The sequence below is a fragment of the Streptomyces sp. NPDC096040 genome, assembly GCF_040303265.1.
GTDB lineage: Bacteria > Actinomycetota > Actinomycetes > Streptomycetales > Streptomycetaceae > Streptomyces.
Map to the genome: position 1 here is coordinate 72,252 of NZ_JBEOTA010000003.1, position 18,259 is coordinate 90,510.

Annotated in this window: 15 protein-coding genes and 1 pseudogene; 13 read left to right on the plus strand and 3 right to left on the minus strand. The window is 70.8% G+C overall.

What is annotated here, in order from left to right:
- Positions 1-75 precede the first annotated feature (75 nt).
- Together ABTY98_RS03985 and ABTY98_RS03990 are read left to right on the plus strand one after the other, a co-directional pair.
- A complete protein-coding gene (locus ABTY98_RS03985) occupies positions 76-3,732 on the plus strand; it encodes a type I restriction endonuclease subunit R (RefSeq protein ID WP_352219291.1) in 3,657 nt (1,218 codons plus the stop codon).
- Between the two features lie 62 nt (positions 3,733-3,794).
- Positions 3,795-4,547: a M48 family metallopeptidase gene (locus ABTY98_RS03990; protein ID WP_352219292.1), complete on the plus strand. Its 753-nt coding sequence runs from the start codon at positions 3,795-3,797 to the stop codon at positions 4,545-4,547.
- Positions 4,548-4,762: 215 nt separating this feature from the next.
- Here ABTY98_RS03990 and ABTY98_RS03995 read toward each other — a convergent pair whose 3' ends face one another.
- Together ABTY98_RS03995 and ABTY98_RS04000 are read right to left on the minus strand one after the other, a co-directional pair.
- Entirely contained in the window at positions 4,763-5,539 is a 777-nt protein-coding gene (locus ABTY98_RS03995) for an alpha/beta fold hydrolase (protein WP_352219293.1), read from the minus strand.
- A 37-nt stretch (positions 5,540-5,576) separates the two neighbouring features.
- Positions 5,577-5,900 (minus strand): DUF427 domain-containing protein, encoded by a 324-nt coding sequence (locus tag ABTY98_RS04000; RefSeq protein ID WP_352219294.1) that lies wholly within the window; start codon positions 5,898-5,900, stop codon positions 5,577-5,579.
- Positions 5,901-5,977: 77 nt separating this feature from the next.
- Here ABTY98_RS04000 and ABTY98_RS04005 point away from each other — a divergent pair, with 77 nt between their 5' ends.
- The 5 genes from ABTY98_RS04005 to ABTY98_RS04025 all read left to right on the plus strand — a co-directional run bounded on the left by ABTY98_RS04005 (position 5,978) and on the right by ABTY98_RS04025 (position 12,929).
- Positions 5,978-6,517 (plus strand): LOG family protein, encoded by a 540-nt coding sequence (locus tag ABTY98_RS04005; protein WP_352219295.1) that lies wholly within the window; start codon positions 5,978-5,980, stop codon positions 6,515-6,517.
- 7 nt (positions 6,518-6,524) lie between these two features.
- The gene (locus tag ABTY98_RS04010) at positions 6,525-7,223 is read left to right on the plus strand and encodes an SDR family oxidoreductase (RefSeq protein ID WP_352219296.1); all 699 of its coding nucleotides are present in this window, start codon (positions 6,525-6,527) and stop codon (positions 7,221-7,223) included.
- A 50-nt stretch (positions 7,224-7,273) separates the two neighbouring features.
- Positions 7,274-8,275 carry a methionine synthase gene (locus ABTY98_RS04015; protein ID WP_352219297.1) on the plus strand — a complete coding sequence of 334 codons (1,002 nt, stop codon included), beginning with the start codon at positions 7,274-7,276 and terminating at the stop codon, positions 8,273-8,275.
- A 13-nt stretch (positions 8,276-8,288) separates the two neighbouring features.
- Positions 8,289-10,484 carry an NAD-dependent DNA ligase LigA gene (ligA, locus tag ABTY98_RS04020; RefSeq protein ID WP_352219298.1) on the plus strand — a complete coding sequence of 732 codons (2,196 nt, stop codon included), beginning with the start codon at positions 8,289-8,291 and terminating at the stop codon, positions 10,482-10,484.
- Positions 10,485-10,697: 213 nt separating this feature from the next.
- A complete protein-coding gene (locus ABTY98_RS04025) occupies positions 10,698-12,929 on the plus strand; it encodes a putative bifunctional diguanylate cyclase/phosphodiesterase (RefSeq protein WP_352219299.1) in 2,232 nt (743 codons plus the stop codon).
- 90 nt (positions 12,930-13,019) lie between these two features.
- Here ABTY98_RS04025 and ABTY98_RS04030 read toward each other — a convergent pair whose 3' ends face one another.
- Positions 13,020-13,598 (minus strand): TetR/AcrR family transcriptional regulator, encoded by a 579-nt coding sequence (locus ABTY98_RS04030; protein ID WP_352219300.1) that lies wholly within the window; start codon positions 13,596-13,598, stop codon positions 13,020-13,022.
- Between the two features lie 92 nt (positions 13,599-13,690).
- Here ABTY98_RS04030 and ABTY98_RS04035 point away from each other — a divergent pair, with 92 nt between their 5' ends.
- The 6 genes and pseudogenes from ABTY98_RS04035 (at position 13,691) to gatB (ending at position 18,243) form a co-directional block, all read left to right on the plus strand.
- Positions 13,691-14,062, plus strand: coding sequence for a DUF4267 domain-containing protein (locus ABTY98_RS04035; protein ID WP_352219301.1), 372 nt, complete (start codon positions 13,691-13,693; stop codon positions 14,060-14,062).
- 30 nt (positions 14,063-14,092) lie between these two features.
- Positions 14,093-14,581: pseudogene (locus ABTY98_RS04040) on the plus strand (cupin domain-containing protein); the annotation flags it as partial.
- Positions 14,582-14,678: 97 nt separating this feature from the next.
- Complete coding sequence (gene gatC, locus ABTY98_RS04045) at positions 14,679-14,975, plus strand: Asp-tRNA(Asn)/Glu-tRNA(Gln) amidotransferase subunit GatC (protein ID WP_018544665.1); 297 nt, start codon at positions 14,679-14,681, stop codon at positions 14,973-14,975.
- A 5-nt stretch (positions 14,976-14,980) separates the two neighbouring features.
- The gene (gene gatA / locus ABTY98_RS04050) at positions 14,981-16,474 is read left to right on the plus strand and encodes an Asp-tRNA(Asn)/Glu-tRNA(Gln) amidotransferase subunit GatA (RefSeq protein WP_352219302.1); all 1,494 of its coding nucleotides are present in this window, start codon (positions 14,981-14,983) and stop codon (positions 16,472-16,474) included.
- The gene (locus ABTY98_RS04055) at positions 16,471-16,713 is read left to right on the plus strand and encodes a hypothetical protein (RefSeq protein WP_352219303.1); all 243 of its coding nucleotides are present in this window, start codon (positions 16,471-16,473) and stop codon (positions 16,711-16,713) included. The genes gatA and ABTY98_RS04055 overlap by 4 nt, the downstream gene beginning before the upstream one ends.
- A 15-nt stretch (positions 16,714-16,728) precedes the next feature.
- Positions 16,729-18,243: an Asp-tRNA(Asn)/Glu-tRNA(Gln) amidotransferase subunit GatB gene (gene gatB / locus ABTY98_RS04060; protein ID WP_352219304.1), complete on the plus strand. Its 1,515-nt coding sequence runs from the start codon at positions 16,729-16,731 to the stop codon at positions 18,241-18,243.
- Positions 18,244-18,259: the final 16 nt, after the last annotated feature.

Sequence of the window (18,259 nt, forward strand, 5' to 3'; positions counted from 1 at the left end):
CCGATAGAGTTTCGATCACCTGTCCTGCCTACCGGGGGGCGGGGATCGAGGCCGGTGGCCGGGGAGGGCAGGCGCGTGGCGGAGCAGCCGGAGTACGTAAGGACCGAGCGGCCGCTGATCGAGCAGCTGACGGCGATGGGCTGGGCCCATCTCCGGGGCGGCCCCACCGCCGGGCCGGCCACCGCGCCGCAGGCCTCGGACCGTGCGAGCTTCGAGACCGTCGTGTACGCGGACCGGTTCAAGGCCGCCGTGGCCAGGATCAACCCGAGGCCGTCGGACGGGGAACCTTGGCTGAGCGACGCGCAGCTCGACCACCTGCTTGCCCTGGTCCAGGGCACCGCGCCGGGGCAGGGCCCGAAGGAACGCGGCGTCGCGGGGAACCTGGAGGTGACCGATCTCCTGCGCAAGGGCCGCAATGCCCGCACCCTGCCGGGCTGGACGAAGGGCGACCCCGAACACGTACGACTCGTCGACTGGGACGGCGAGTTCGGGGAGCAGCCTGACACTCCCGGCGGCGGCAATGACCTGCTCGTCGTCTCCCAGTTCCGGGTTGAGCGGAAGGACGCCGCTCCCGTCACGCCCGACCTCGTGCTGTTCGTGAACGGGCTGCCCTGGGTGGTGATCGAGTGCAAGGCGCCCGTGGTGTCCGGCCCTCAGGGAGACGTGCGGGCCGCCCTGGACGACGCCGTCGACCAGGTTCTCCGGTACGCCAGCGTCAACTCCCCGTCCGCCGTACCCGAGTTCGTCCGCTTCGCGCAGGTCCTGGTCGGCACCGACCGCGACCACGCCGAGACCGGCACGGTCACCGCAGAACCCCGGCACTTCGCCCCGTGGCGCACGGTCGCGCCCGTGAGTGAGGACCGCGTACGTGAGGAGGTACACAAGCCCGCGTCGGCAGCCCTAACCGACCAGGAGATCCTCGTCGCCGGGATGCTGCGCCCTGCCCATCTCCTCGACCTGGTAAGGGACTTCACCACCCGGCTCGGCAGCGGTCACCGTACGGTCAAACTGGTCGGCCGCCACCAGCAGTTCAAGGCGGTGAAGGCGCTCACGCGAAAGCTGGAGGAGCGGGACCGGAAGGCGGCGGCCGGCGTGGCCGTCAGCCACCGGGGCGGTGTCGTCTGGCACACCCAGGGCTCCGGTAAGAGCCTGACCATGGCGTTCCTCGTCCGGCACCTGCGCAGCCGTCCCGCTCTGAAGTCGCACAAGGTGGTCGTGGTCACCGACCGCATCGACCTGGAGAAGCAGATCCGTGCCAGCCTCGCCGCCACCGAGGAGAAGGTACATCGCGCGCCGGGTGTCAAGCGGGCCAGAAAGTACCTGGAGGTGGACGTCGGGGACGTCGTCCTCGTCACTCTGCAGAAGGCGCAGCGCGACGACACCGCGTACGACGGCCGGGAGGAGTCACTGCCCGACGCCGCCCCCGCCGACGATGACGAGGACGGTGCCGAGGACGAGGGACACGTACAGAACCGGGTGGCCAATCCGCACCACCACGTCGTCGTCCTGATCGACGAGGCCCACCGGGGCCAGGACAAGTGGCAGCACGCCCGCTGGCGAGCCATGCTCCCGCGCGCCGCGTTCGTCGGCTTCACCGGCACGCCGGTGATCGACCGCAACCGCAAACGCAGCGAGGAGATCTTCGGCCCGTACACCGACACGTACACCCTGCGCGACGCCGAACTCGACCGGTCCGTCGTGCCCGTTCGCTACGAGGCGTACGCCGTACCGCTCGAAGTCATCGAACAGGCCGCCCTCGACGCCCGGTTCGACGAGAAGGTGCCGTCCGATCCGAAGCTGCGGGCCGAGGTGCTGCGCAAGTTCGGCCGCCGCAAGGAGATTCTGGAAGCCCCGTCGGTGATCGAGGTCAAGGCCGAGCACATGCTCGACCACTGGGCCCGCACCGCGTTGCCCGACCGCTTCGGGGCACAGATCGCCACCGTCTCCCGGCTCGCCGCCGTCCGCTACCACACAGCGCTGCTCGCCGCCCGCGACCGCCTCGTCGCCCGCCTCGACGCGCTCGACCCGGCCCTGATCGCCGACCCCATGGCCGCGCTCGAAGCCGACGACGAGGAGCGGGCGCTCCTCATGCTCCTGCCGGACCGCGAGGTACTGAGAACGCTCGACGCGGCCGTCGTCGTCTCCCCGGCCAGGCAGGGCGGCAGCGATCCGGAGTCGTGGCGGCCGTGGATCACCAAGAGCCACCAGGACGCGCACATCGAGCGCTTCAAGAAGGGGCTGCCTCCCCGCGACATCACGGCCGACCCGGCATGGAACGTCAGGACGCACGGGCTGCAGCCGTCCGGCGTCGGCACCCCGGCGAGCGGCGGCCAGGTGTGGAACGTCGATCTCGACCTGCCCGCGGACAGCGGACCGCCCGCGCCGCCGGATACTGAGGGCAGTGCACCGCCCGAGACCATGGCCTTCCTGGTGGTCCAGTCGATGCTGCTCACCGGCTTCGACGCACCCGTCGAGCAGGTCCTCTACCTGGACTGCAAGCTGTCCGGCGCGGGACTGCTGCAGGCCGTGGCCCGCACCAACCGGCCCTACCCGGCCAAGAAGTGGGGCCAGGTCGTCGACTACGTCGGCATCGGCCCCGAACTGGCGCGCTCGCTCGCCTCCTACGACCAGGAGCATCTGCGGCATGTGCTGGGCTACCCGAACGTCTCCGTGGACCACCTCCAGCCGGACTACCAGGGGCCGCAGCCCGACGGCCGGAGCCCGGACCGGGACGGACTGCTGCTGAGGTCCGACGCCGCCGCCAAGGCCCTCCTGGAAGACCTCGGGGCGAAGGTCACCCGCTTCCTGGCCGGGCAGAACGTCACCGACCCCGGCGACGAGTCGCAGTGGGAGGACTTCCTCGGCGAACGCCTCGACGACCCGCTGCGGCGCGGCGAGTTCGACGAACGAGTCCGCGACTTCCTGACCGCGCTCAACGCGGTCCTGCCAGACCCTGAGGCACTGAAGTACCGGGGTCTCGCAGGCCAGTTGGGCACGCTGCAGTACATGGCCAGACGCCGCTACCTCGACGGCCGTGAACAGTTCAGCCCGCGCCGCTACGGGGCCAAGGTGCGCCGGCTCATCTCGCAGCACATCGAGACCACCGGGATCCGGCAGCGGATCCCACCCGTCGAACTCACCGACCCGGAGTTCATGGAACGGGTCGACGCGAATGCCGACCCCCGGGCGCGGTGCTCGTACATGACGGGCTCGCTGAAGCTGCGCATCACCGCGAAGATCGGCGGCGACCGGGCAGGTTACCAGCGGTTCAGCGTCCGTCTCGAAGAGATCATCGCGCGGATGCGGGACGACTTCGAGCAGGCCGCCGCCGACCTGAAGCGTCTGGTCGGGGACGTGGCCGCGGCGGAGCGGGAGCCGGAGAACGACGACGCTCTCGACTCCCGGACCGAACGACTAGTCCTCGGACTGCTCCAGCAGCACGCCGAAGAAGCCGGGCGGGAACCCTGGCCGCCGGGCACCGATCTGATCCGGGCGGCCCGCGGTCTTACCAGAGAGATGTCGGTGCTCGTCCGGCGTCCGCAGATACACACACAGGTCGCTGCCCGTAACCGCATGCGCAGCGAACTCTGCGAGCACCTGGAGATCTGGCTCGACATGGACTGGGACGACATCGGCGACCTCGCGAGCCATCTGACAGAGCTGGCCGTGGAGAGGTATGAGTACTTCCTCGCATACCAGCCGCGCGACGAGGCGGACGGCGGGGACACCTGAATCGGTGACCGCTGATGACTGCCAGGCAGGGTGATGTCGATGCCGGATGGTAGGAAGTGCGGGTGAGCACCGTCGTCGAACAGGCCATCGCTGATCTCCCCGTGCCCAGTGGGTGGCGGTGGGATGTAGTCGTGCGGCCACGGCGCCGTACTCTCGGCATCGAGATCGCCGAGGACGGCCGGGTGCTCTTCGCGATTCCCGCGGGCGCGGATCCGAAAGAGATCGCCGACGCGGTGCGCGGCCGGATGCCGCGTCTTGCCGCCGAGGTCCGCCGCCGTCAGGACCTGCGGGCGGCCGAACCGGTCAGGGACCTGATCGGCGGCGAGGGCTTCGCCTACCTGGGCCGCCGGTACCGGCTCAGGCTCACTCCCGACGACGGCAGCAGTCACGTACGACTGCGACAGGGATGGCTGGAGCTGCCCCGATCGCGGTCGGCCGCCGCTGATGCGGGGCCCCTTGTGGAGTGGTACAGCAGCCGCGGGGAGCGCTGGCTCGGTGCCCGGCTGCAGCCGCTGGCGTCACTGGCCGGAGTGCGTGATCTGGCAGGCATCGAGGTGCGGGACCTCGGCCGTCGCTGGGGTGCCTGTTCCCCTGAGGGCGCGATCACGGTGCACTGGGCGGTGATACAGCTGCCGGTCGCCCTGGTGGACCTCGTCCTGATCCATGAGCTCTGCCACCTCAAGTACCCCGGCCACGGAGCGGCTTTCCGCCGGGCCGTCCGGCTCGCGCTACCCGACGCAGACGTGCGCGAACGGCAGTTCGCCCAGGAGGAGCCGCGACTGTGGCGCGGAGCTGTCTCCTCGACAAGGCACTAGGAAGGTGCCCATTGCCCGAACCGGCTGCTGCCCCAGGCCGTCGCGTAGGGGACGGTCTCGATGAGGCGGTAGCCGGTCGAGTCTACGAGCGCGTCGCGGACGGTCGTGCTTTCACCCGTCGGGTTGTCCGGTCGAGCACGATCAGCGTGAAGTGGCGGTCGGCCACGGCCGCCTTGAAGCCCGCCGCGGCCCGCGCGAGGCCGCGCAGAGGCGCGCTAAGAGAAAAACTCCGCCAGCGCCGGCCCGAGCGCCTCCGGGTCCACCATGTGCGACTGGCCCTCCAGCGTCCGGTACGTCCCCCGGGGCGCCGCTTCGGCCACCGCCCGGGCCGCCTCGCGCATCCAGGCGGGACTCGCGCCGCCCCCGAGGGACAGCACGGGCACCGTGATCGAGGCCAGCCGGTCCTGGGGCACCAGGCCGTCGCCCATCACGGCGTTGTCGTACGCGAGGCTGGGCGCGAGCGCCTCCATGCCGGGCCACATGGGGGACTGGCGGGCACCCTGGATCATCTCCTCGGCCAGGCCTGTCAGCCGCAGGAACAGCTCGACCGCGTCCCCGCGCCGGCCGTGCTCCAGCGCCTCGGTGAGGTGGTCGGTGTACTCGGCCCGCTCCTTCGCGCCGCCCTCGTAGACGGCGTACGGCACCTCGTACACGGCCACCTGACGCAGCGGCAGCCCGCTCGCCGCCGCCTCAAGGACCAGCGCGCCGCCCGACGAGTGGCCGTACAGCGCCGCCTCGCCGCCCACCGCCTCGATCAGTGCGGCCAGGTCCTCGACCTCGCGGGCGACCTCGTACGGCTTGGTGTCACCGCTTGCGCCCCGGCTCCTGCGGTCGTAGGGGACGACGGTGAAGCGGTCGGCGAGGGGCACGGCGAACGGCGCCACCGTGGCCCCCGCCGACATCGCCCCGCTCACCAGGATCACCGCGGGGCCGTCACCGGTGCGTTCGTACGCGACGGGGGTCCCGTCGCGCGAAATGGTCTTCTTGTCCATGCCTCAGCAGACTGCCCCAAGGCGCGGAACTAACGGCTCACGACACCTCGACGTCGTAGAAGCAGAGGTGGTCCTTGATCCGGGCGACGTCGGCCTTGGGCTCGGGATACGCCCAGACCAGGTCCGGAGCGTCCGGCAGGGACCAGTAGGAGGCGGTCCCCTTGAAGGGGCAGACGCTGTGCGACTCGGAGGGCGTGAGCAGATCGAGCCGCACGTCGTCGGCGGGGATGTAGTAGCGCGGGGGACAGCCGGTCTCGTGCAGCACGAGGGCCCGGTCGCTCTCGGCGAGAACCAGATCGCCGTGCGTCACGCGCACGTGCCGGTCACTGTCTTCGATGGTGATGGTGTGTCCTGAGGCCATGTAGAGGTGACGCGCATCGGCGCCCACTTGTTCCCGACGCCGGCACCCGCACCCGCCGCCATGCCTACCCTGACCCCATGCGAATCTGCGTCTTCCTCTCCGCCGCCGACCTCGACGACCGCTACACCCGCCCCGCCCGCGACTTCGGCAAACTCATCGGCGAGGGCGGCCACGCCCTGGTGTGGGGAGGGTCCGACACCGGTCTCATGAAGGTCGTCGCGGACGGAGTCGAGGAAGGCGGCGGCAGGCTGATCGGCGTCACCGTCGAGTTCCTCGCGAACAAGGCCCGCCCCGGCGCCGACGAGATGGTGATCGCGTCCGACCTCGCGGAGCGCAAGCGGCTCCTGCTGGAGAAGGCCGACGCCGTGGTGATCATGGTCGGCGGCACCGGCACCCTGGACGAGGCCACCGAGATCCTGGAGCTGAAGAAGCACGGCCGCACCGACAAGCCGGTCGTCCTGCTGAACACCGCCGGTTTCTACGACGGCCTCAAGCAGCAGTTCCGCCGCATGGAGGAGGAGGGCTTCCTGCCCCGGCCCCTGTCCGAGCTGATGTTCTTCGCCGAGGAACCGGCCGCGGCGCTCGCCCACCTGGAGGCGGCCCGGAGCGCCGGCTGATGCGAGCATGGCCCCCATGGCAACTCATGTGATCACCGGTGCCGGTTCCGGCATCGGCGCCGCCGTGGCCCGCCGTCTCCACGCGCGCGGGGACGACCTCGTCCTGCACGCGCGCGACGCCGGCCGCGCGAAGGAACTGGCCGCCGGGTTCCCCGGCGCCCGCACCCTGGTGGGCGACCTGGCGGACCCGGACAAGCTCTCCTGGGCCTTCTCGCACCAGACGCTCCCGGACCGGGTCGACTCGCTGCTGCACATCGCGGGCGTGGTCGACCTGGGCGAGATCGGCGAACTGACCCCGAAGTCCTGGCGCCACCAACTGAACGTCAACCTGGTCGCACCGGCCGAGCTGACCCGCCACTTCCTGCCCCAACTGCGCACCGCCCGCGGCCATGTGCTGTTCGTGAACTCGGGCGCCGGCCTCACCGCCCACGCGGGCTGGTCGGCGTACGCGGCCTCCAAGCACGGCCTGAAGGCCCTCGCCGACTCCCTCCGCCACGAGGAACACGGCAACGGTGTCCGGGTCACCTCGGTCTACCCCGGCCGCACGGCGAGCCCGATGCAGGCAAAGGTCCACCAGCAGGAGGGCAAGGAGTACGACGAGGCGAGGTGGATCGACCCGGAGTCGGTCGCGACCACGATCCTGACGGCCCTGGACCTCCCGAGGGACGCGGAGATCAACGACCTGACGATCCGCCCCGGTATGTGATTCAGCGACTCCGAGAACCCCCGTCGGCCCACCCCGCTTAGGCTCCTCACGTGAACGCAACCCCCTCCTTCGGCCCCGCCACCGGCATCGGCTCCCTCCCCGGCACCGACGCCCGAGAGGCCGCCAAGACCGCGACCGGCAGCTTCGAGGACTTCCCCTTCCTCCCCGAACTGCCCGCGCGCGGCCCCGGCGCCGACATGATCGGCCGTACCGCGGGCCTGCTCGTCGAGCTGTACGCGCGCGTGGAGCCCAGCGGCTGGCGGCTCGGCGACCGGCCGGGCCGGGACACCCGCCGGGCCGTCTCCTGGCTGGGGGAGGACCTGGACGCGCTCGAGGAGTTCACCCAGGGATACGAGGGTCCGCTCAAGGTCCAGGTGGTGGGCCCCTGGACCCTCGCCGCCGCCCTGGAGCTGAGGAACGGCGAGGCTGCCCTCTCCGACCCCGGCGCCTGCCGTGACCTGGCCGCCTCCCTCGGCGAGGGCCTGCGGCTGCATCTGGCGGAGGTCCGGCGCCGTATCCCCGGCGCCCGCACCGTGCTCCAGCTCGACGAGCCGTCGCTCACCGCCGTGCTGCGCGGTCAGGTGAGGTCGGCCAGTGGCTACCGCACCCACCGGGCCGTGGACCGCCAGGTCGTCGAGTCGACGCTGCGGGACGTCATGGGAGTCCACGCCGGCGGCCCGGTGGCCGTCCACTCCTGCGCCCCCGACGTCCCCTTCGCACTGCTGCGCCGTGCCGGGGCCGCCGCCGTCTCCTTCGACTTCTCGCTCCTCACCGAACGTGACGAAGACGCGATCGGCGAGGCCGTGGAGGGCGGTACCCGGCTGTTCGCCGGTGTCGTGCCGGGCACGGACACGGCATTGTCAGACCCTGCCGGTAGCGTCATGGGTGTCAGGACGCTGTGGCGCAGGCTGGGGCTGCAACCAGGGCTTCTCGCGGAGGCCGTGACGGTCACCCCGTCGTGCGGGCTGGCGGGAGCTTCCCCTGCCTACGCCCGGCAGGCGCTCGCCCACTGCGTCCTGGCGGCGAGATCACTCGCGGACAACCCAGAGTAACGGGAGGAACACGGTGGCCGGCGACAAGCAGCAGGCGGAGACGGCGGTGCCCGCCGAGGCACGGGAGCAGCACGCGCGGCTCGCCGAGCAGATCGAGGAGCACCGCTTCCGGTACTACGTGAAGGACGCTCCGGTCATCAGCGACGCGGAGTTCGACAAGCTCCTGAAGTCCCTGGAGGCGCTGGAGGACGAGCACCCCGAGCTGCGCACCCCGGACTCGCCGACCCAGAAGGTCGCGGGCGCGTACGCGACGGAGTTCACGGCGGTCGAGCACCGCGAGCGCATGCTGTCGCTGGACAACACCTTCAACGACGAGGACCTCGCGGCCTGGGCCGAGCGGATCCACCGGGAACTGGGCGACCAGGAGTACCACTTCCTGTGCGAACTGAAGGTCGACGGCCTCGCCGTCAACCTCACCTACGAGCGCGGCCGGCTCACCCGCGCGGCGACCCGCGGCGACGGCCGCACCGGCGAGGACATCACCCCCAACGTCCGTACGATCGCCGAGATCCCGGACCGGCTGCACGGCGACAAGGTGCCTGACCTGGTCGAGATCCGCGGCGAGGTCTACTTCCCGATGGAGAAGTTCGCCGAGCTCAACGAGCGCCTGGTCGCGGCCGGTGACAAGCCGTTCGCCAACCCGCGCAACGCGGCGGCCGGTTCGCTGCGCCAGAAGGACCCGCGGGTCACCGCCTCCCGCCCGCTGCACATGGTCGTCCACGGCATCGGCGCCCTGACGGGCTTCGAGGGCATGACCCGGCTCTCCCAGGCGTACGACCTGCTGAAGACCTGGGGGCTGCCCACCTCCCCGCACAACCGGGTGGTCGACGACCTCGACGGCGTACGGGAGTTCATCGCCTACTACGGCGAGAACCGGCACTCCGTGGAGCACGAGATCGACGGGGTCGTCGTCAAGCTCGACGAGATCCGCCTCCAGGGGCGGCTCGGCTCCACCGCGCGGGCGCCGCGCTGGGCGATCGCCTACAAGTACGCGCCGGAAGAGGTCAACACCAAGCTCATCGACATCAAGGTCGGTGTCGGCCGCACCGGGCGGGTCACGCCGTACGCGCAGGTCGAGCCGGTCACGGTGGCGGGCAGCGAGGTGGAGTTCGCGACCCTGCACAACCAGGAGGTCGTCAAGGCCAAGGGCGTGCTGATCGGCGACACCGTGGTGCTGCGCAAGGCCGGTGACGTCATCCCGGAGATCCTCGGCCCGGTCGTCGACCTGCGGGACGGCAGCGAGCGGGAGTTCGTGATGCCGGCCGAGTGCCCCGAGTGCGGGACGCCGCTGCGGGCCATGAAGGAGGGCGACATCGACCTCCGCTGCCCCAACGCCCGTACCTGCCCGGCCCAGTTGAGAGAGCGGGTCTCCTATCTCGCGGGGCGTGAGTGCCTGGACATCGAGCACTTCGGCGCGGTGGCCGCGGCGGCGCTCACCCGGCCGCTGGAGCCGGCCGACCCGCCGCTGATCGACGAGGGCGACCTCTTCGACCTCACGGTGGAGAAGCTGCTGCCCATCAAGGCGTACGTGCTGGACGCGGACAGCGGGCTGCCCAAGCGCGACCCCAGGACGGGCGAGGAGAAGGTCGTCACGGTCTTCGCCAACCAGAAGGGCGAGCCCAAGAAGAACACCCTCGCCCTGCTCCAGAACATCGAGGAGGCGAAGACCCGCCCGCTCGCCCGCTTCCTCAACGGCCTGTCCATCCGGCACGTCGGACCCGTCGCCGCGCAGGCGCTGGCCCGCGAGTTCCGCTCCGTCGAACGCATCGAGCAGGCCACCGAGGAGGAGCTGGCGCACATCGACGGCGTCGGCGGCATCATCGCGACGGCGCTCAAGGAGTGGTTCGCCGAGGAGTGGCACCGCGAGATCATCCGAAAGTGGAAGGCCGCTGGAGTTCCGCTGGAGGACGAGTCCACCGGCGAGAACGAGGGCCCGCGTCCGCTGGAAGGCCTCACCGTGGTCGTGACCGGAACCCTGGAGCACTACACCCGGGACGGCGCCAAGGACGCACTGCAGAGCCGCGGAGCCAAGGTGACCGGCTCGGTGTCGAAGAAAACGTCGTTCGTGGTCGTGGGTGACAACCCCGGATCGAAGTATGACAAGGCGATGCAGTTGAAGGTTCCGGTTCTGAACGAGGACGGATTTGTCGTCCTTTTGGAGCAAGGACCGGACGCGGCGGCCGAAGTCGCCCTTCCAACCGGGGAGTAGCGGTTGAAGGCCACCCGTTCGGCGCATATCAGATGCATACGGGTGGCCGGGGCGCAATCGGGCGACCGTCGACGACCGCTGCCCGTGGAAGCCTTCTGCGGCCTACTGTTGAGATGTGCACCTGCCGTGCCCAGCTGCGGTCGGGGCATTCCCGTGCTCTCGCAGGGCACGGACCGCATGGCGTGGGCACCGCCGGCTGTGAGAGGGACGGGAATGGAACCGACCGAGAGCGCCGCCCCGGACGCGCGGCTGCCGCTGCGCCGCCGGGCGGGCGCGTGGCGGGGGACTCGGCGGACGGTGCGGGGCGACCGGCGCGTCGGTATGCCGGTGGTGAGCGCCGCGGTGGACGCGCGCGACCCGCTGCCGCTGGCCGCCGTCGAGCCGCGGCCCGACCTGCCCGGCCACGAGCACGAACGGCACCTGACCTGGCCCGCGCTGCCCGCCGGAGTCGTCGCGGCCGCCGCGTTCGCCCTGGGCGCCGGCTTCTACCGCGCCTTCACCGAAAGCCACGCCCTCTTCCCGTCCGGCACCGTCGGCTGGTCGCTGGCCGTGCTGACCGGAATCATCGTCGGCCACCTGGTGCTGCTCGGCCGCGCCCGCTGGTGGGGCGGCACCGGCTCCGGCGCCGCCCTCACCCTCGCCGTCCTCCTGCTGTACGGCTGGGTGCCCGCCGGCATGGTCAGCCTCACCGTCGTCGTCCTGGTCGGCATAGCCAGGCGCCACCGCTGGCGGCAGGGCGTCCTGCACGGCGCGGTGGACATCCTCGGCATCGGCGCCGGCGCGCTGGTGCTCGGCCTGTGCGGGCGGGTCCCGACCGTCGAGTCGCCCTGGACCCCGGGCAGTTGGAGCGTCGCCACCGCCCCCGAGGTCGTCCTCGTCGCGGTGGCCTATCTCGCGGTCACCCGCGCCCTGCTCTGGTACCTGCACGCACCGCGCGGCGGCGGAGTGCCCACCGTCGCCCGCACCGCCCTGATGCGCCAGGGACTGGTCGCGGTCGCACTGCTCGGCATCGCCCCGCTGGTCTGCGTGGTCGCCGTCGCCCAGCCGCTGCTGCTCCCGCTGTTCTCCATCCCGCTGGTCGCCCTGGACTCCACCCTGTGGATAGCCCGGGCCCGCGCGGAGGAGCAACTGCGCGACCCGCTGACCGGACTGCCCAACCGGCAGTGGCTGCTGGAGCGGATCTGGACCGCCCTCGATGACGCCGAACGCATCGGCGCCCGCTCCGCCCTGATGCTGATCGACCTCGACCGATTCCGTTCGGTCAATGACACGCTCGGTCATCTCGCCGGTGACCGGCTGCTGGTGCAGATAGCCGACCGGCTGCGGGCCGCGCTGCCGCGCGGTGCGGAGGCGGCCCGGCTCGGCGGTGACGAGTTCGCGGTGTTACTCCCGGTCGCCGACTCCACGACGTCCGCGACCCGCGTCGCCCGGGGCCTGGTCTCGGCCCTCTCCTCCCCGCTCGACCTCGACGGACTCACCCTCGTCCTGGAGGCCAGCGCGGGCGTCGCCGTCTTCCCCGACCACGCGCTGGACGCGGAGGGGCTGCTGCGCCGGGCGGACGTGGCGATGTACCAGGCGAAGCGGGACCGTACGGGCGTCGAGGTGTACGAGTCCAAGCGGGACTCCAACACCCCGGACCGGCTGGGGCTGCTGGGCGATCTGCGCCGCGCCCTGGACGCCCACGAGGTGCAGTTGCACTACCAGCCGAAGGTGCGCTTCGACGGGCAGGTGGCCGGTCTTGAGGCGTTGGTGCGGTGGGTGCACCCCGAGCGCGGCAAGGTGCCGCCGGACGAGTTCATAGCGATCGCCGAGTCGTCCGGCCTGATGCCCCATCTGACGGAGTACGTCCTGGACACCGCGCTCGGTCAGGTGGCCAAGTGGCGGGCGCAGGGGCTGCGGGTGCCGGTGGCGGTGAACGTCTCGCCGCGTGACGTCCACACGCCGGGCTTCGCGGGCTCGGTGGCCGCGCGGCTGGCGCGGCACGGCGTCCCGGCGGGAGCGCTCCAACTGGAGATAACCGAGCATGTGCTCCTTGAGGACCCGCAGCGGGCCGCCGACACCCTCGCGGGTCTGACCGGCCACGGCGTGAAGATGTCGCTGGACGACTTCGGTACGGGCTACTCGTCCCTGGTGCATCTTCGGCGGCTGCCGGTGAGCGAGCTGAAGATCGACCGGTCCTTCGTGGCCCGGCTGGCCATCGACAACGAGGACGCGGAGATCGTGCGCTGCACGGTCGACCTCGCGCATTCGCTGGGGCTGCTGGTCGTCGCGGAGGGCGTGGAGGACGACGAGACGTGGGAGCGGCTTCGGGACCTCGGGTGTGACGCCGTGCAGGGGTGGCTGGTCGCCGCAGCGATGCCGCCGGAGGAGGCGACGGCGTGGCTGTTGGCGCGGGGGTCGCGGGGGTGGCAGCGGCCGCGAGCGGCGTTGCCGGCCGCCGAGTAGCCACCTGCCGTGGGAGTGCGGTGGTGTCGGGACTGCGGGTGCGTTGTGGCTGGTCGCGCAGTTCCCCGCGCCCCTTGGGGGGCGCTGGGGTCACGGCCTCATGAAGTGGGCCACCAGTAGTGCCAGTCGTTCCTGGTGTGCGTGCTCCGGCAAGCGGCCGCTGCGCATCAGCGTGACCAAGCCGTGCAGGACCGCCCAGAACGTCTCCGTCAGGAGGCCGGGGTCGTCGCCGGCCAGGCCGATCGGCTCCACCGCAAGCAGTAGCTCCGCGAACGCGGCCTGCAGGGCCTCCGGGGCCTCGGGGGTCGCGAACGGGAGGTTCACGGTGTGCGTGAACATCACGTCGTACAGCGCGGGGCGTCGGCGGGCGAACGACGTGTACGTCTCGGCCACCGCCGCCAGTGCCCCCCTCACGTCCTTCGCGGCCTCGCGCGCCGCCCGTAGCTCCGTCGCCAGCTCCGCGCAGCCCTGGATCGCCACCGCCGCCATGATCGCGTCCTTGCCCTTGAAGTGGCTGTAGAGCACCGGCTGGCTGTACTCGATCTCGGCGGCCAGGCGCCGGGTCGTCACCGCGTCCCAGCCCTCCGCCTCCGCGAGTTCCCGCGCGGCCGTGACGATCAGCTGCTCCCGCTCTGCCCGCTCGCGCTCCCGGCGCGTCCGAATCGACATGTCCTGATTCTAGCATCGCTAGCCAATCTGCCGATGCTCTGCTAGCGTCGCTTTCAGTCCTAGCGTTGCTAGAAACCACTCAGGGGGCCGTCATGACCATCACCGCCTACACGCTCGCCGTCGTACTCGACCTGTTCATCCTCTTCATCGGGGCCCGGTTCCTGCTCCAGCCCAAGCCGTCCGCCGTCGGCTACGGCGTCCCCGCCGACCCGAACGGCGACGCCTCCGCCTACCTCGCGATCAAGGGCCTCAGGGACGGCACCTTCGGCGTCATCGGCTTCGCCCTGCTCGCGTTCGCCGGCGCCCGTGCCGAGGCCTGGTTCATGCTCTGTGTGGCACTCGTGCCGCTGTTCGACACGGTGATAGTGCTGCGCCACGGCGGGACGAAGGCGGTCGCGTACGGGATCCACTTCGCCACCGCGATCGTTGTGCTGATCAGCGCGGTGCTGCTGTTCCTCGTCTGAACGGCACGCCTATCAACAGGGGGCTTGGAAATGTCGTTGTTCGCACCGAAGTTCGATGAGTCCGTGATCGTGAGGGAGACCGACGCCGAGGTGGCCGGCGCTGACCCGACCCGGATCGAGCTGCTCGCCGACAGCAGCGCCACCGGCGGCGCGCTGTCCACCGTGCGGGTCACCCTCGGTGAGGGCGGCGACGGAGCCCGGCCGCATCTGCACCGCAACTCCGCCGAGATGTTCTATCTGCTCGCCGGCGCCGCCGAACTGCTCTCCGGCGACGACGTCGTCACCGCCGAGCGCGGCGACCTGGTCGTCATCCCGGCCGGCCGGCCGCACGCCTTCGCCGCCGTCCCCGGCAGCACCGCGGACATCCTGATCGTCATCACACCGGGCGTGGAGCGCTTCGAGTACTTCCGCCACCTCCAGCGCATCCGTATCGGCGAGGCCACGCCGGAGAGCATCCTCGAAGTGCAGGAGCGGTACGACACCCACTTCCTGCAGAGCACCGCCTGGGAGAAGCGACGCCGAGGATCCGGGCCCGGGGGAAACCGTTTCACGGTCACCGGGCCCGGCCCCATAGGATTGCTCCAAACCACACGCACTCACCCCAGAGGATCGCTGCATGCCTGGCATCACGCGCGAGGAGGTCGCCCACCTCGCCCGGCTGGCGCGTCTGGAGCTGAAGCCCGAAGAACTCGACCACTTCGCGGGACAGCTGGACGACATCATCGGCGCGGTCGCCCGCGTCAGTGAGGTCGCCGACCAAGACGTACCGCCGACCTCGCACCCGCTGCCGCTGACGAACGTCATGCGCGCGGACGAGGTCCGTCCCTCGCTCACCCCCGCCCAGGCGCTCTCCGGCGCCCCGGCCCAGGAGCAGCAGCGTTTCAAGGTGCCGCAGATCCTGGGGGAGGACTGATCCCGATGACCGACATCATCAAGCTCACCGCCGCCGAGACCGCCGCGAGGATCGCCTCCGGCGAGCTCACGGCCGTCGAGGTCACCGAGGCCCACCTCGCCCGGATCGAGGCCGTCGACGAGAAGGTGCACGCCTTCCTGCACGTCGACCGCGAGGGGGCCCTCGCCCAGGCGCGTGCTGTCGACGAGAAGAAGGCCAGGGGCGAGAAGCTCGGGCCGCTCGCCGGTGTACCGCTCGCGCTCAAGGACATCTTCACCACCGAGGGCGTTCCGACGACCGTCGGCTCGAAGATCCTGGAAGGCTGGATCCCGCCGTACGACGCCACCCTCACCAAGCGGCTGAAGGCCGCTGACGTGGTCATTCTCGGCAAGACCAACATGGACGAGTTCGCCATGGGGTCGAGCACGGAGAACAGCGCCTACGGGCCCACCGGCAACCCCTGGGACCTCACCAAGATCCCCGGCGGCTCCGGCGGCGGCTCCTCCGCCGCCCTCGCCTCCTTCCAGGCACCGCTCGCCATCGGCACCGACACCGGCGGGTCCATCCGCCAGCCGGCCTCCGTCACCGGCACGGTCGGTGTGAAGCCGACGTACGGGGCGGTCTCGCGGTACGGCATGGTCGCGTTCTCCAGCTCGCTGGACCAGGGCGGCCCCTGCGCCCGTACGGTCCTGGACGCCGCCCTCCTCCACGAGGTGATCGCCGGGCACGACCCGATGGACTCCACCTCCATCGACGCGCCCGTCCCGCCGGTCGTCGAGGCCGCCCGCAACGGCAGCGTGCAGGGCATGCGCGTCGGCGTCGTCAAGCAGTTCCGCGGCGAGGGCTACCAGCCCGGTGTCATCCAGCGCTTCGACGAGTCCGTCGAACTGCTGAAGGAACTGGGCGCCGAGATCGTCGAGCTGGACTGCCCGTCCTTCGACCTGGCGCTCTCCGCGTACTACCTGATCGCGCCGAGCGAGTGTTCGAGCAACCTCGCCCGCTTCGACGGCCTGCGCTACGGCCTGCGGACCGGCGACGACGGGACGCACTCCGCGGAGGAGGTCACCTCCCTCACCCGTGAGGCGGGCTTCGGCCCGGAGGTGAAGCGCCGCATCATGCTCGGCACCTACGCCCTGTCGAGCGGGTACTACGACGCCTACTACGGCTCCGCGCAGAAGGTCCGCACGCTCATCACGCGTGACTTCGAGAAGGCCTTCGAGCAGGTGGACGTGATCGTGTCGCCCACGACTCCCACCACCGCCTTCGCGATCGGCGAGCGCGCCGACGACCCGATGGCGATGTACCTCGCCGACCTGTGCACCATCCCGACCAACCTGGCGGGCAACGCGGCCATGTCGCTGCCCTGCGGTCTCGCCCCGGAGGACAACCTCCCGGTGGGCCTGCAGATCATCGCGCCGGCGCTCAAGGACGACCGCCTTTACAAGGTCGGAGCCGCTGTCGAGGCCGCCTTCGTGGAAAAGTGGGGGCACCCGCTGCTTGAGGAGGCACCGTCGCTGTGAGCAACGCACTGTCGAAGGCCAAGGGCTTCAAGAAGTCGAAGTCCGGTACGTACCTGTCCATGGCCACCACCGTGTTCGGCGCGGTCGGTGTCGCCAAGCAGATCAAGAAGGCCCGCGCCGAGCACGACACGCTCCGGCTGATCGACGCCGGGGTGTCCGCCGTCGCCATCGTCACCGGCCTCGCCATCCTCTACCGCGAGCTGAAGCGGCTGGGCGACGACGACGTCCTGCTGGGCTGAGAGGGAAGTTTCACCGTGACCACCACGACCGAACTGGTGTCGTACGAGGACGCGCTGGCGTCCTACGACCCCGTCATGGGCCTTGAGGTCCATGTCGAACTCGGCACCAGGACCAAGATGTTCTGCGGCTGTTCGACCGAGCTGGGCGCCGAGCCCAACTCGCAGACCTGCCCGACCTGCCTCGGCATGCCCGGCGCCCTCCCCGTCGTCAACGCGACCGGCGTCGAGTCCGCGATCAAGATCGGTCTCGCGCTGAACTGCGAGATCGCCGAGTGGTGCCGTTTCGCCCGGAAGAACTACTTCTATCCGGACATGCCGAAGAACTTCCAGACCTCCCAGTACGACGAGCCGATCGCCTTCAACGGCTACCTCGACGTACAGCTGGAGGACGGCGAGTCCTTCCGCGTGGAGATCGAACGCGCCCACATGGAGGAGGACACCGGCAAGTCCACCCACGTGGGCGGCGCGACCGGCCGTATCCACGGCGCCTCGCACTCGCTGCTCGACTACAACCGGGCCGGCATCCCCCTCATCGAGATCGTCACCAAGCCGATCGAGGGCGCCGGCGAGCGCGCTCCCGAGGTCGCACGGGCGTACGTCCGTGAGCTGCGCGAGGTCATCCGGGCGCTCGGCGTCTCGGAAGCCCGCATGGAGATGGGGCAGATGCGCTGCGACGTGAACCTGTCGCTGCGCCCGCACGGCCGCGCCAAGTTCGGCACCCGCTCCGAGACGAAGAACGTCAACTCGCTGCGGTCCGTGGAGCGTGCGGCCCGCTTCGAGATCATGCGGCACGCGGCCGTGCTGAGCGGCGGCGGCACCATCATCCAGGAGACCCGGCACTTCCACGAGGACACCGGCTCCACGACCTCCGGCCGGGTGAAGGAGGAGGCCGAGGACTACCGGTACTTCCCGGAGCCGGACCTCGTCCCGGTCGCCCCGTCCCGCGAGTGGGTCGAGGAGATCCGCACCGCGCTGCCGGAGATGCCGCTGGCCCGCCGCAACCGGCTGCTCGCCGAGTGGGGTATCTCGGCGGTGGAGATGCAGGCGATCACCAACGCCGCCGCGCTGGACCCGATCGTCGCCACCATCGACGCCGGTGCCGACGCGGCCTCCGCCCGCAAGTGGTGGATGGGCGAACTGGCGCGCAGCGCCAACGAGTCGGGCAAGGCGCTGGACGAGCTGGCGATCACCCCGGCGCAGGTCGCCCGGGTCACCGAACTGGTCAACTCCGGTGACCTGAACGACAAGCTGGCCCGCCAGGTCATCGAGGGCGTCCTCGCGGGCGAGGGCACCCCGGACGAGGTCGTCGAGAAGCGGGGTCTGAAGGTCGTCTCCGACGACTCGGCGCTCGGTACGGCGGTCGACGAGGCCATCGCCGGCAACCAGGGCATCGCCGACAAGATCCGCGGCGGCAAGGTGGCCGCGGCCGGCGCCCTGGTCGGCGCGGTCATGAAGGCGACCCGCGGCCAGGCCGACGCGGCCCGCGTCAAGGAGCTGATCCTGGAGAAGCTGGGCGTCAGCGAGGGCTGAGCAGCAGCACGCGGTA